Origin of the sequence: Porphyromonas gulae DSM 15663 (assembly GCF_000378065.1) — a bacterium.
Classification (GTDB): Bacteria; Bacteroidota; Bacteroidia; order Bacteroidales; family Porphyromonadaceae; genus Porphyromonas; species Porphyromonas gulae.
Map to the genome: position 1 here is coordinate 1 of NZ_KB899154.1, position 13,414 is coordinate 13,414.

General features: G+C 46.3%; 10 protein-coding genes. 8 read left to right on the forward strand and 2 right to left on the reverse strand.

What is annotated here, in order from left to right; genetic code table 11:
* On the reverse strand, positions 1 to 1,056 hold a 1,056-nt coding region (locus F452_RS0103510; protein ID WP_244263764.1), incomplete at its 3' end, for an MATE family efflux transporter.
* Between the two features lie 795 nt (positions 1,057 to 1,851).
* Here F452_RS0103510 and F452_RS0103520 point away from each other — a divergent pair.
* The 8 genes from F452_RS0103520 to F452_RS0103555 all read left to right on the forward strand — a co-directional run bounded on the left by F452_RS0103520 (position 1,852) and on the right by F452_RS0103555 (position 12,613).
* Positions 1,852 to 2,667: a glycosyltransferase family 2 protein gene (locus tag F452_RS0103520; RefSeq protein ID WP_018964861.1), complete on the forward strand. Its 816-nt coding sequence runs from the start codon at positions 1,852 to 1,854 to the stop codon at positions 2,665 to 2,667.
* Between the two features lie 438 nt (positions 2,668 to 3,105).
* Positions 3,106 to 4,188 (forward strand): phosphoserine transaminase, encoded by a 1,083-nt coding sequence (gene serC, locus F452_RS0103525; RefSeq protein WP_018964862.1) that lies wholly within the window; start codon positions 3,106 to 3,108, stop codon positions 4,186 to 4,188.
* Positions 4,189 to 4,288: 100 nt separating this feature from the next.
* Complete coding sequence (locus F452_RS0103530; protein WP_004585580.1) at positions 4,289 to 5,209, forward strand: 3-phosphoglycerate dehydrogenase; 921 nt, start codon at positions 4,289 to 4,291, stop codon at positions 5,207 to 5,209.
* An 18-nt stretch (positions 5,210 to 5,227) separates the two neighbouring features.
* Complete coding sequence (locus tag F452_RS0103535; protein ID WP_018964863.1) at positions 5,228 to 6,475, forward strand: DUF1015 domain-containing protein; 1,248 nt, start codon at positions 5,228 to 5,230, stop codon at positions 6,473 to 6,475.
* Positions 6,476 to 6,635: 160 nt separating this feature from the next.
* Positions 6,636 to 7,760 carry a DUF2027 domain-containing protein gene (locus F452_RS0103540; RefSeq protein WP_018964864.1) on the forward strand — a complete coding sequence of 375 codons (1,125 nt, stop codon included), beginning with the start codon at positions 6,636 to 6,638 and terminating at the stop codon, positions 7,758 to 7,760.
* 23 nt (positions 7,761 to 7,783) lie between these two features.
* A complete protein-coding gene (locus F452_RS0103545) occupies positions 7,784 to 8,239 on the forward strand; it encodes a CYTH domain-containing protein (RefSeq protein ID WP_018964865.1) in 456 nt (151 codons plus the stop codon).
* A gap of 67 nt (positions 8,240 to 8,306) precedes the next feature.
* Positions 8,307 to 10,469: a S46 family peptidase gene (locus tag F452_RS0103550; RefSeq protein ID WP_018964866.1), complete on the forward strand. Its 2,163-nt coding sequence runs from the start codon at positions 8,307 to 8,309 to the stop codon at positions 10,467 to 10,469.
* Positions 10,470 to 10,624: 155 nt separating this feature from the next.
* Positions 10,625 to 12,613, forward strand: a complete 1,989-nt coding sequence (locus tag F452_RS0103555) for a glucosamine-6-phosphate deaminase (protein ID WP_026292155.1) — start codon at positions 10,625 to 10,627, stop codon at positions 12,611 to 12,613.
* A gap of 107 nt (positions 12,614 to 12,720) precedes the next feature.
* Here the strand turns inward: F452_RS0103555 and F452_RS0103560 are convergent, their stop codons facing one another.
* Positions 12,721 to 13,203 carry a ferritin gene (locus F452_RS0103560; protein WP_018964869.1) on the reverse strand — a complete coding sequence of 161 codons (483 nt, stop codon included), beginning with the start codon at positions 13,201 to 13,203 and terminating at the stop codon, positions 12,721 to 12,723.
* Between the last annotated feature and the right edge of the window lie 211 nt (positions 13,204 to 13,414).

The following is a 13,414-nucleotide window of genomic DNA, read 5'->3' on the forward strand; positions in this document are numbered from 1 at the left end:
TCCTAATAAAATAGACAATCCCAGATTGAGGGCAGCCTCTGTAATAGGAGCCCATATATCTCTGAAAAGACCATAAGCGGACAAAAAATCATCGCTGATACGCGTAATGCTGGCGAATGTAATGCCAACGATCAGGAAAAATGGGATTTCTTCCAAAAGATATTCAGCACCTACCCACAAAACAATAAAACTATTTCCTCCAATCCATAAACAATAGGTGACGACTCCTGCTATAAGCATACGGCAGGCAAAATATTCTCCGAAAACCTTTAGGATGGATTCTCGTTTCCCTTCCGCGATAAGGTTTCCTAAAGTCGGTATAATACCACTGAAAATCGCAATCAGAAGAGAGATTAACCCTGATACTATCAGCATATAATTGCCATAGATAGCAACAAGTGTTAGGGTCGTATAAGCATAGATAATCAGAGGTGAGGTCTGATTGAGTACATACCCTGCAACCTTGTGGAAAAACAGTTGTTTGCTCTTCGTAAGTATTACTTCATGCTCCTTATATACGCTTTTTCCGATCCGGAAAGAAGTTTTCAGCCAAGGATAGGTCTTTCGAACGGAATATTCTAGCATGATTGCAGTCAGGAAAGCAAATACAAATTCGACAACTAACCAACCCTGATAGCTCCATGGCGAATAGTATAGCACCAGGATTTGGATAATAAGCTTGAGGAAGGTTAGACCTTTGGCAATATAGGTTATTTTGTATTGCTTTTGATCCGCGGATAGGATAATCTGTCTATAATTGACGAAGTAACCCAAAAGAGAAGAGGTTAGAAAGACTATATAGGTGGCATAGGCATACCATAACGGCAGATCTGTTTTTTGAAATATCCAGGGGAAAAAAAACATAAGAATCATTCCCACGATAATGATCAAAATAGCGATATTCCTGTATAGCCATCCCTGAACTGATACGATCTCGGTGATACCCTTTCGATTATTCTCCAGCAGAGGTTTGAACAATGCAAAAGATACGGCAGTACCAATCCCTAATTCCGATAGGTTCAAAAGGCCCAGCAAATTTGTGATTGTTGTATTCAAGCCCAATACCTCGGTTCCAAGGGAATCGATAAAAACTTTACGGGAAAAGAAGGTTGTTACGAGGATAAGCAGATAAAAGAACAAAGAAACCCTCTTTTTTATCCTTCATCGATAGTGATGATTACGTATCATCGGATTTCTACGAAAAGAATATCAAGTATTTGCAGGATCATCCTGAGGTCGATATAGTAGTAGTTCCCGTATCTTTGGAAGAGGATAAAACCGGTAAACAGAGGCCGTTCAAAGCTCACCTAAAACCTTGTATGAAAGGAGGGAAAGAATCTATTGTCGATTTTCTGTGGTCGAGACATTTTCTGCTGTTGCAATCGGCTATCTACAAGGCATCTATATGGGAAGAAATAAGATTTCCATTGGGCATGCTACACGAAGACTCCTACATTCTTCCGGATTTGGCGGAAAAAGTAAAACGAATAAGTATTTCTTCAGTAGGAGTGTACTATTATTTAAAAAGGGAGGGTTCTATAACTGCAGCCCAAAGCGCGAAAAGATCAAGGGATATAATGAGGGTTGCCTTCTATCATCTTGATTACCTGAAACAATCTCCCAACTCTTATACATACAATCATCGACTATTAGGATTCATGTATACACTTAGGACAATAAAATCGACGATACCCAAAGGCGAATACGAAGAGTATATAAACCGAATTAAATCATATCCGTTGAATAGAAAAACGATCCTACTCTCACATAAAGCAGGATACAAAGAGAAGCTTTTTGCTCTCTTATACGAATTCCTATTAAACTAAAAATCAAAAAAATACTGAAACCAATATGAAGTCCCCCTTTTTTTCCGTGGTAATACCTCTTTACAACAAAGAGAAGACTATTTCCATAACGGTAGAATCAGTATTATCACAAACATTTGAAAATTTTGAAATCATAATAGTAAATGATGGGTCAAAAGATAAAGGTCCTCTTTTCGTTCAAGAGATTCATGATCCACGCATTACTTTAATTCATCAGGAAAATAAAGGAGTATCTACATCCCGTAATAGAGGAATAGAAAAAGCCCATGGGGAATATATTGCATTTTTAGATGGAGACGACATCTGGGAAAAAAATCATCTTGAAGAGTTGTATGCACTAATCACTGAATACACTCCACAAGCCAGTGTATTTGCCACAAATTTCGTCTGCAGATTTCCTGATGGCGAAATTTTTCTCAATAGAAATGATTTAAAAAGAGGTATTATCCGGAACTACTTTAAAGCAGCGATTAAAGTCGCCGTAGTACAGACATCTTGCGTTTGTATCAGCAAAAAAGCCCTATTATCAACAAAAGGTTTCAATCCCAATTATTCTATGGGTGAAGATACTGATCTATGGAACAGACTTGCCCGAAAATACAACATCGCTTATTCGCCTGTCGCCACATCGATTTATGACACAAATGGCCCCAACAACAGCTGTAATCAGCCTCTTAACTATAGAAGAAACGCAGCAAAAGATGCTCTCAAGGGAATGACCTTTAACATTTATGATATAAGGCTATCGATTAAGAGGTACGTTTACTTTCTAATTAAAATAGCCATTAGATATAAATCTAGACCTCAAAAACCGAGGGATACTAGTCTTAAAATAAAATAATAAACAGACAAGGGGAAAGAAGAGAGTTATTACTATCGTTGCAAAGAGCAGAGTGTTATTTTGCTAAAAATCCCATTTTGGGGATAGCGAAGGAGATTTGAAAGTAAAAAAACAGGCTATAGCCTGATTTACGCAAATGCTTGGCAGCCACAAAGATTTTTAGCATCTTATAATTCAGAGAGATGCATAAAAAATAATGACAAGCAACTCGTGATCCATAACAGCTTCTTAGCAAGCTGACTAGACATTCGAAAAACATGGCATCTGATATATTCCTGTGACCATAGTCCTACGATACGGCTGTTTTCTAAGGAATTAGTTTGCCGATATGTTTTATTTGGTACCTTTGTGCTGGTAAAAGATGCACCTATGCATCTAATGACTGTAGAACAAGAAAAAACTACTAATAACTAACCACTTAAACATTGTTTTTCTCAGATGAAGAAGCACAATTTCACCGCAGGACCCTGTATCCTCAACGACTTAGTTTTGAAGGATGCTGCATCAGCATGTCTCAATTTTGCCGGAACGGGTCTTTCTGTTCTTGAAGTTTCTCACCGCGACAAAGAGTTCGACGCTGTAATGCTCGAAGCTCGTAATCTCTTCAAAGAACTTCTTGATGTGCCCGAAGGCTATGAAGTACTTTTCCTCGGTGGTGGCGCCAGCCTCCAATTCTACCAAGTACCGCTGAACCTGCTTAAGAAGAAGGCAGCCTTTATCAATACCGGTACATGGGCAACCAACGCCATCAAACAGGCTAAGATCATGACGCAGGTATATGGTGGAGAAGTAGAGGTTTTGGCTTCATCTGAAGACAAGAACTTCTCATACATCCCCAAGGATTTCGTTATTCCCGAGGACGTAGACTATTTCCACTTCACCACAAACAACACGATCTACGGTACTGAGATCCGCAAGGATTTCGACACGAAGACTCGTCTCGTTGCGGACATGTCTTCCGACATTTTCTCTCGCCCGGTAGACGTTTCCAAGTACGACCTCATCTACGGTGGTGCTCAGAAGAACATCGGACCGGCCGGAGCTACTTTCGTATTGGTAAAAACGGATGTACTCGGACAGGTAGATCGTCCTCTGCCCGATATGCTGAACTATCAGATTCACATCAAGAAGGACTCTATGTTCAACACTCCTCCCGTATTCCCCGTTTATGTAGCACTCCAGACGATGAAGTGGTACAAAGAACTCGGCGGCGTGAAGGTGTTGGAAAAGATGAATCTGGACAAGGCAGCCCTTATCTACGATGCTATCGATAGCAGCAAGATCTTCCGCGGCACGGTTAATCCCGAAGACCGCTCTATCATGAACGTTTGCTTCGTGATGAAGGATGAGTACAAAGAGCTGGAGAAAGAATTCGCTACGTTTGCAGCTTCACGCGGCATGGTAGGTATCAAGGGACACCGCTCTGTAGGTGGTTTCCGTGCTTCTCTCTACAACGCATTGCCTATCGAAAGCGTACAATCTTTGGTTAGCGTAATGAAGGAATTCGAAGCTAAGCACTAATCGTGAATAAATCTAAAGAGATAAGATGATTGCCCGACTTCACTGTGGCAATCTCTTATCTCTTTTTTCATAACAAACATATTAATCGAAGATATCAGTCATGACAAAAGTATTGGTAGCTACCGAAAAGCCTTTTGCCAAGGTAGCCGTAGACGGAATCAAGAGAATTATCGAAGAGGCAGGTCTCGAATTTGCTTTGCTCGAAAAGTATACCGATAAGAAACAGCTCCTCGATGCAGTGAAAGATGCTAACGCCATCATTATCCGCAGCGACCAAATCGATGCAGAAGTTCTCGATGCAGCTAAGGAGCTGAAAATCGTAGTACGTGCAGGTGCCGGATATGACAACGTAGATCTGGCTGCTGCTACTGCGCACAACGTGTGCGTGATGAATACGCCGGGACAAAACTCAAATGCCGTTGCCGAATTGGTAATGGGTATGCTCGTATTCATGTATCGCAATCTCTTCAACGGAGCATCCGGTTCTGAGCTCATGGGCAAGAAGCTGGGTATCCTCGCATACGGCAATGTAGGTCGCAATGTGGCACGTATCGCAAAAGGTTTCGGCATGGAAATTTATGCTTACGACCAATTTGTTTCTGCAGCGGATATTGAGAAAGAAGGAGTAAAGGCTGTTGCTTCTCGCGATGCTCTGTTCGAAACCTGCGATATAGTTTCGCTTCACATCCCGAAGACTCCCGAGACTGTAAAATCAATCAATGCCGAACTCCTGTCGAAGATGCCTAAGGGTGCCTGCCTGATCAATACGGCTCGCCAAGAAGTAATCGACGAAGAGGGTATCTGCAAGTTTATGGCTGAGCGCACCGACTTCAAATACGCTACGGACATCAAGCCTGCAAACGATGCCGAAATGGCAAAATTCGAAGGTCGCTACTTCACCACTCCTAAAAAGATGGGTGCTCAGACAGCAGAAGCCAACATCAATGCCGGTCTGGCTGCAGCTCGTCAAATCGTTGACTTCATCAAAAACGGCAACGAAAAATTCCGTGTAAACAAATAATTTGCTTCGACAGACAATATGGCTATCATAAAACCATTCAAAGGAGTACGTCCTCCGAAAGAACTCGTAGAGCAAGTAGCATCTCGCCCCTACGACGTCCTCAATTCAGAAGAAGCTCGTGAAGAAGCGAAGGGCAACGAAAAGTCGCTCTATCATATTATCCGTCCGGAGATCGATTTCCCTGTAGGAAAAGATGAGCACGATGCGGATGTGTATGAAAAAGCTGCCGAGAACTTCAGAATGTTCCAAGAAAAAGGCTGGCTCGTACAAGACGCAAAAGAAAACTACTACGTTTATGCCCAAACCATGAATGGCAAAACGCAGTACGGCCTTGTCGTAGGTGCATACGTAGAGGACTATATGAACGGCGTGATCAAGAAGCATGAGCTGACACGCCGCGACAAGGAAGAAGATCGTATGAAGCACGTTCGTGTGAACGATGCCAACATCGAACCGGTATTCTTTGCCTATCCGGAAAACAAAGAGTTGGACGCTATCGTGAAGAAATATGCCGCTCGTCCGGCCGAATATGATTTTGTGGCAGAATTCGATGGTTTCGGCCACCACTTCTGGGTGATCGACGAAGAAGCCGACATCAAACGTATCACGGAGCTATTCGCTGCCATGCCGGCACTCTATATCGCTGACGGTCACCACCGTTCGGCTGCTGCGGCCCTGGTGGGTGCCGAAAAAGCCAAGAATAATCCCAATCATCGCGGCGATGAAGAGTACAACTACTTCATGGCTGTATGCTTCCCTGCCGATCAGCTCACGATCATCGACTATAACCGCGTGGTGAAAGATCTGAATGGCTTGAGTGACGAAGAATTCTTGCAGAGACTGTCTCAGCACTTCGACGTAGAATGCAAAGGGACGGAAGAATATCGTCCTACCAAGCTGCACAACTTCTCTCTCTATCTCGGTGGCAAATGGTACTCGCTGACAGCAAAAGCCGGCACCTATGACGACAACGATCCTATCGGCGTACTGGACGTTACGATCTCTTCGAATCTGATTCTGGATGAGATCTTAGGCATCAAGGACCTCCGCTCCGACAAGCGTATCGACTTCGTGGGTGGTATTCGTGGCCTGGGAGAACTGAAAAAGCGTGTAGACAGCGGCGAAATGCGTGTTGCTCTTGCTCTTTATCCGGTATCGATGAAGCAACTGATGGACATTGCAGATTCGGGCAATATCATGCCTCCCAAGACTACTTGGTTCGAGCCGAAACTTCGTTCCGGTCTGATCATCCACAAACTGAGCTGATCGGACGATCGACAGACAAGACATTTAATCCAAGCAAAGAGGGTGTGTAGAGATCGCAATCAGGCGATTTTTGCACACCCTCTTTTTATCCTTTTGATACACCGCTCGTTCTTTTGTATTTTTGTGGAGTATAAACTATGAATACGACCTGCTTAGAACAATGAATACAAATAATATCACCATCGGCAGCCGTGTACGATTTCTCAATTCACAGGGAGGAGGGATCGTCCGCCGCATCAGTGGGAGGATCGCTTGGGTGGAAGGAGAAGACGGATTCGAAATACCTACCCCGATCCAGGAATGTGTGACAGTCGGAGATAATGACACCTTTATTCCCGCCTATAAGTCGCCCATGGAAAAACGCCGAGAAGAGGAATCGAAAAAAGAAGAGCGGAACAAACGACACAAAGAAGCAGCCGTCGCTTCCGACAGAAAGCCAACACAGTCCGAGGAAAAACCGCGCTTGCTGCATACCGAACTGGCAGGACACGACAAGCTGAATGTATATCTGGCCTATCTGCCCATGAACGAACAACGCTTGGGGACAGAACCTTATGAATGTTTTCTGATCAACGATAGCAATTACTGCCTCCAATACAACTACCTCTCCTTAATATCCACCGGTTGGAAGATGCGAGCTGCCGGTAGCATAGACCCGAATACCAAATTGTTCATCGAGGAGTTTACCGCTGCAGATTTGCAAGATATGGAAAGGATATGTCTGCAAATAACCGCATACAAGGAAAGGAAAACTTTCCTCCTGAAACCGGCCATGTCAGTGGAATTAAGACTCGATACGATCAAATTCGTCAAACTGCATTGCTTCAGAGAAAATGATTTCTTCGAAGACAAAGCCCTGGTCTATTCCATAGTGGAGGATGATCGTCCTGTTGTGGAAAAGGTCTTCGATCCGGAAGCGATCGAACAGGCCATGAAGACCAAGGAGCAGATCGACAGGGCTGCGCCCACGCCGGCCCGAAAGGCTTCTACGGAGAAAAAACCGGATATAATCGAAATAGATCTCCATGCCAGCGAACTACTCGAAACCACGGCAGGGATGAAGAATGGGGACATATTGCAGTACCAGCTGGACAAATTTCACGAAGTCATGAAACAATATGCCTCCCGTAAGGGACAAAAGATTGTTTTCATTCATGGCAAAGGTGAAGGCGTATTGCGTCAGGCAGTAGAAAAGGAACTGCGCACACGCTACAAACAACATCGCTTTCAGGATGCCTCCTTCCGAGAATATGGTTTCGGTGCTACGATGGTGATTATTCATTGATGGACAGTACCAGTTCCTGAAGAATGGAAATAGAAAGAAAATTCCTGGTCTTAAATGACGATTTCAAAGCCAAGGCTACGGCCGTACACAGCATTACACAAGCTTATCTCGTGGCTGACGAACGGTGCACCGTCCGCATCCGATTGTGTAATGATGAAGCCTATCTCACCATCAAAGGGAAAACAAATGAAGGGGGATTGAGCAGATCGGAGTATGAGTATTCCGTGCCATTCGAAGAGGCTAAAGAGATGCTTACCCTATGCCTTCCCGGCTGTATCATGAAGCAGCGATACTGCGTCCCTCACAAAGGCCATGTATGGGAAGTGGATGTATTCGAAGGCCGGCACAGAGGGCTTGTAATAGCCGAAGTAGAGCTTGCCACTGAGGACGAAAGCATAGAGCTGCCCGATTGGATCGGAAGTGAGATAACGGGAGACAGGCGGTACTACAACTCATTCATTGCCGGCATTCAGAAGTGAGGAATGCCATCCACAAGGACACACAAGAACAAAGAACAATCGACACACAAAATAAAACGAAGTAATAATGAAAAAAAGACTATTGCTCCCCCTCTTTGCAGCTCTCTGCCTGAGCCAGATAGCTCATGCTGACGAGGGTATGTGGCTGATGCAACAGCTCGGACGGAAGTATGCGCAGATGAAAGAACGCGGCCTCAAGATGAAGGAATACGACCTTTACAACCCCAACGGCACATCACTGAAAGATGCCGTAGTACTATTCGATGGAGGATGTACGGGCGAAGTCGTTTCCGATCGCGGACTCGTACTGACCAATCACCACTGCGGATACGATATGATCCAGGCTCACAGCACGCTCGAACACAACTACCTCGAAGACGGATTTTGGGCGATGAGCGAAGCAGATGAATTACCGAACAAGGATATTTCCGTGGTATTCATCGACAAGATCGAAGATGTTACGGACTACGTCAAGAAAGAACTCAAAGCCATCAAAGATCCCAACAGCATGGACTACCTCTCTCCGAAGTACCTGCAAAAGTTGGCTGACAAAAAGGCCGGCAAGAACTTCTCTGCCAAGAATCCGGGACTTTCCGTAGAGATCAAAGCCTTCTATGGGGGCAATCTCTACCTGATGTTTACCAAAAAGACTTATACGGATGTTCGACTGGTGGGAGCACCTCCCAGCAGCATAGGCAAATTCGGTGCCGACACGGACAACTGGATCTGGCCTCGTCATACAGGCGACTTCTCCATCTTCCGTATCTATGGAGACAAGAACGGCAATCCCGCACCATACTCCAAAGACAATGTTCCACTCAAGCCGAAGCGTTTCTTCAACCTCTCTCTTGGTGGAGTACAAGAGAACGACTACGCCATGATAATGGGTTTCCCCGGTACTACGCACCGCTATTTCACAGCTTCGGAAGTAGACGAATGGAAGAGCATCGACAACGATATTCGCATCCGTATGCGTGATATTCGTCAGGGTGTCATGCTTAGGGAAATGCTGGCCGATCCTCAGATCAAAATCATGTATTCAGCTAAATATGCCGCCTCACAGAATGCTTACAAACGAGCCATAGGTGCCAACTGGGCAATCAAGACACGTGGTCTGCGTCAAAACAAACAGGCGATGCAGGACAGGCTGATCGCATGGGGAGCGAAGCAGGGTACTCCTCTATATGAAGAGGCCGTACACGAAATCGATGCTACGGTAGCCAAGCGTGCGGATCTGCGCCGTCGTTATTGGATGATAGAAGAGGGCATCATCCGTGGGATCGAGTTTGCCCGTTCTCCTATCCCTACCGAAGATGAAATGAAAGCTCTGCAAGGCAATGACGCTTCGGCTCGCAAGGAAGCGATCGATAAGATTCGTACACGCTACAGCAAGTTTGCCAACAAGGACTACAGTGCAGAGGTGGACAAGAAAGTGGCTGTAGCCATGCTGACAGAATATCTCAAGGAAATACCCTATGAGAATCTGCCTCTCCATTTGCGTCTCGTAAGAGACCGCTTTACAGGAGATGTTCAGGCCTATGTGGACGACATATTCGCTCGTTCCGTATTCGGTAGCGAAGCGCAGTTCAATGCCTTTGCAGCAGCACCTTCTGCAGAAAAACTTGCCGAAGATCCCATGGTACTCTTCGCCTCTTCGGTTTTCGACGAATACCGCAAACTCTACAACGAACTTCGTCCCTATGACGATCCCATTCTAAGGGCACAACGCACCTACATTGCAGGTCTCTTGGCAATGGATGGTGATCAGGATCAATTCCCTGATGCAAACCTGACGCTTCGTTTCACCTATGGTCAAGTGAAGGGCTATTCGCCCCGTGACAATGTTTACTACGGACACCAAACCACGTTGGATGGTGTAATGGAGAAAGAAGATCCCGATAATTGGGAATTCGTAGTCGATCCTAAACTCAAAGCCGTGTATGAGCGCAAAGACTTCGGACGTTATGCCGATCGCAACGGTCGCATGCCTGTAGCTTTCTGTGCCACTACGCATACAACCGGTGGCAATTCGGGCAGCCCCGTCATGAATGCCAATGGTGAGCTGATCGGTCTGAACTTCGACCGTAACTGGGAAGGCGTTGGTGGTGACATCCAGTATTTGGCCGACTACCAGCGCAGTATCATTGTGGATATTCGCTATGTCCTGCTTGTGATAGACAAGGTAGGTGGTTGCCAACGCCTGTTGGATGAAATGAATATCGTTCCCTAAAGCCGTAAGAGGTGTGTCGGACGTCCGGCACACCTCTTTCAATTATAAATCACATTCTCATACAGACACCGCTATTCATAATTAGGATTTACACGAATCTTGCACGGAGGGCAAAGCCCTCAAAAAAAAACATCAACAACAAATACCCTAACAACATGAGATTGAACCTAAGCTCCATGATTTCTCTATCCGAAATACCGGAGCGATACTACCGTCCGCAGAATACTTACGAAGAGACCCTGCTACGTCGGTTCGAGAATATACCGACCAATATATACCGCACCAACGACGAAGCAGCAGAAGTCATTGCCAACGAAATAGCCAAAGATATACGGGAGTCGCAGGCACAACACAAATACTACACACTGGCTCTGTCCGGAGGCAATTCGCCGGTCATCGTGTATGACAAACTGATACAAAAACACCGCGACGAAGGACTCAGCTTCCGCAACGTGATTGCCTTCACCGTATTCGAATACTATCCGCCGGTGAGCGAGAACTTGGGCTGTCTGGCCAAGTTGCGCAAGGACTTTCTCGACCATATCGACATCCTGCCGGAGAACATTATGGCACCCGATGTATATGCTTCGGAAGAAAACCTACTGCAAGCCTGTCAGGATTACGAATCCAAAATAGACAGCTTGGGTGGCATCAGACACATGCTCCTCGGCATCGGATCGGCCGGCAGTATCGCCTTCAACAGCCCGGGTACGCATCCCAACACATACACGCGCCTTGTCGTACTCGGCCATACGGAGCACAACGATGCTCTGACCATATTCAGCTCCCACGACACCATCCCCCCATCGGCTATCAGTATGGGACTGGCTACCATCCAGAAAGCTCACAAGGTGACCCTGCTGGCATGGGGAGAGAGCAAAGCGGAAGTAATAGCCCAAGCTATCGAAGGAAAGATTAGCGAGGCCTCTCCGGCTTCGTCCTTGCAACTACATCGCAATGCTTCCATCGTGTTGGATCTGTCGGCATCGTCTTGTCTCACGAGGATCAATCGTCCTTGGCTGGTGACGAGCTGTATCTGGAACAAACAGCTCATACGCAGGGCAGTAGTATGGCTGTGCGGACTGACCGGCAAGCCCATCCTGAAGCTGACGAACAAGGACTATACGGAGAACGGACTGGGTGAATTGCTGGCCAAATACGGCTCGGCCTACGAGGTAAACATCAAGCTCTTCAACGACATCCAGCACACCATCACCGGCTGGCCGGGCGGAAAGCCCAATGCCGATGACAGCAGCAGGCCGGAGAGAGCACTACCCTATCCCAAGAGGGTGGTTATCTTCAGTCCACACCCCGATGATGACGTCATTTCGATGGGTGGAACATTCCACAAACTGGTCAATCAGGGACACGATGTACATGTAGCCTACCAGACCTCCGGCAATATAGCCGTAGGGGATGAAGAAGTGATTCGATACGTGTCGTACCTCAGAAATGTATGCCGCCGGTACGGGCAAGAGAGCAGCCCCATTCTGGCCAAAGCAGAAGAAGTGCGGCACTATCTCATGCACAAAAAGATAGAAGGGGATCCCGAGCAGGAGGATATCAGGTTTATGAAAGGAACCATCCGACGCGAAGAAGCCCGAACGGCATGCAGATACTTGGGATTGCCGGAGGATCATGTTCATTTCCTCGATCTGCCTTTCTATGAGACGGGATTGATCAGGAAAAATCCTTTGGGAGAGGAAGACGTGTGCATCATCATAGCTCTATTGGAAGAGATACAGCCACACCAGATATTCGTAGCAGGGGATTTGGCCGATCCGCACGGCACGCATCGCGTTTGTCTGAACGCCGTTTTGGCAGCTATAGACGAGCTGAAAGAGGAGCCTTGGTTCAAGGAAGATTGTCGCGTATGGATGTATCGCGGGGCATGGGCAGAGTGGGAAATGGACTACATAGAGATGGCTGTACCGATGAGTCCGGACGAACTCCGCTTCAAACGAAACAGCATCCTCAAGCATCAGTCCCAAATGGAGTCCGCCCCCTTCCTTGGCGATGACGAACGGCTCTTCTGGCAGAGGGCAGAGGATCGAAACAGACAAACGGCCACCCTGTACGAAAAGCTCGGCTTGGCCTCCTATGAAGCCATAGAGGCATTCGTACAGTATAAGCCTGTGGAATAGAGAAGCGGTATAAATACAGTAAGAGAGGCTTCCTTCATTTGTCCATTCGGGACGGAGAAGGAAGCCTCTCTGTTTTGATACCGACCTTTGCCAACGGCAGGTGGAGTTTATCTCTTAGCGAGCTGATGATCGATGAAGATCAGATTCTGCTCCTGAGAGAGACGGATCGTATCGACGATTTCAGCAGCAGTGGCTTCCTCTTCTACCTGCTCGCGGATATACTTCCAGAAGAAGTCCTGCGATGCCATATCTCTGGCTTCGGAGGCAGCCCTTACGACACCTTCGATCATTTCGGTCACTTTGCATTCGTGTTCGTACACTTGTTGGAATACCTCCAATACAGAGCCGAACTTCTGGGGCACGGCATCGATAGCTTCTATCTTCACCTCACCGCCACGCTTCAGGAGGTAGTCCATCATATCGTAGGCGTGCTCCATTTCCTCGAGGCTCTGCTTTTTGAGCCAATGGGCAAAGCCGTTGTACCCTATCTGCGCAAAATGCACGGACATGGACAGATAGAGGTTTGAAGACCACATTTCGGCCTTGATTTGGTCATTGATCGCTTTTGTTACGTTTTCGCTTATTTTCATTGTTCTGTAAATTTATTATTCGGGCCTACACAGCGAAACCCGATGATTATTTACTTCTATATCCATTAACCGAATAACACCTCCTTTTGTTCACCGCCAAAGCAATCTTGCCACACCTTAATTTGGAGCATGAGTCTGACATAAGACGAGAACTTATCTATGCCACGAAGGATCAATAACCGGACGGCTATTACGATCTGCTCCATCCAAC

What these genes read in the sequence shown, in the direction of transcription:
- F452_RS0103550 (WP_018964866.1), top strand. Translation starts at nt 8,307, where the DNA reads ATGAAAAAAAGACTATTGCTCCCCCTCTTTGCAGCTCTCTGCCTGAGC.
- F452_RS0103530 (WP_004585580.1), top strand. Translation starts at nt 4,289, where the DNA reads ATGACAAAAGTATTGGTAGCTACCGAAAAGCCTTTTGCCAAGGTAGCC.
- F452_RS0103535 (WP_018964863.1), top strand. Translation starts at nt 5,228, where the DNA reads ATGGCTATCATAAAACCATTCAAAGGAGTACGTCCTCCGAAAGAACTC.
- serC (WP_018964862.1), top strand. Translation starts at nt 3,106, where the DNA reads ATGAAGAAGCACAATTTCACCGCAGGACCCTGTATCCTCAACGACTTA.
- F452_RS0103560 (WP_018964869.1), bottom strand. Translation starts at nt 13,203, where the DNA reads ATGAAAATAAGCGAAAACGTAACAAAAGCGATCAATGACCAAATCAAG.
- F452_RS0103555 (WP_026292155.1), top strand. Translation starts at nt 10,625, where the DNA reads ATGAGATTGAACCTAAGCTCCATGATTTCTCTATCCGAAATACCGGAG.
- F452_RS0103520 (WP_018964861.1), top strand. Translation starts at nt 1,852, where the DNA reads ATGAAGTCCCCCTTTTTTTCCGTGGTAATACCTCTTTACAACAAAGAG.
- F452_RS0103540 (WP_018964864.1), top strand. Translation starts at nt 6,636, where the DNA reads ATGAATACAAATAATATCACCATCGGCAGCCGTGTACGATTTCTCAAT.
- F452_RS0103545 (WP_018964865.1), top strand. Translation starts at nt 7,784, where the DNA reads ATGGAAATAGAAAGAAAATTCCTGGTCTTAAATGACGATTTCAAAGCC.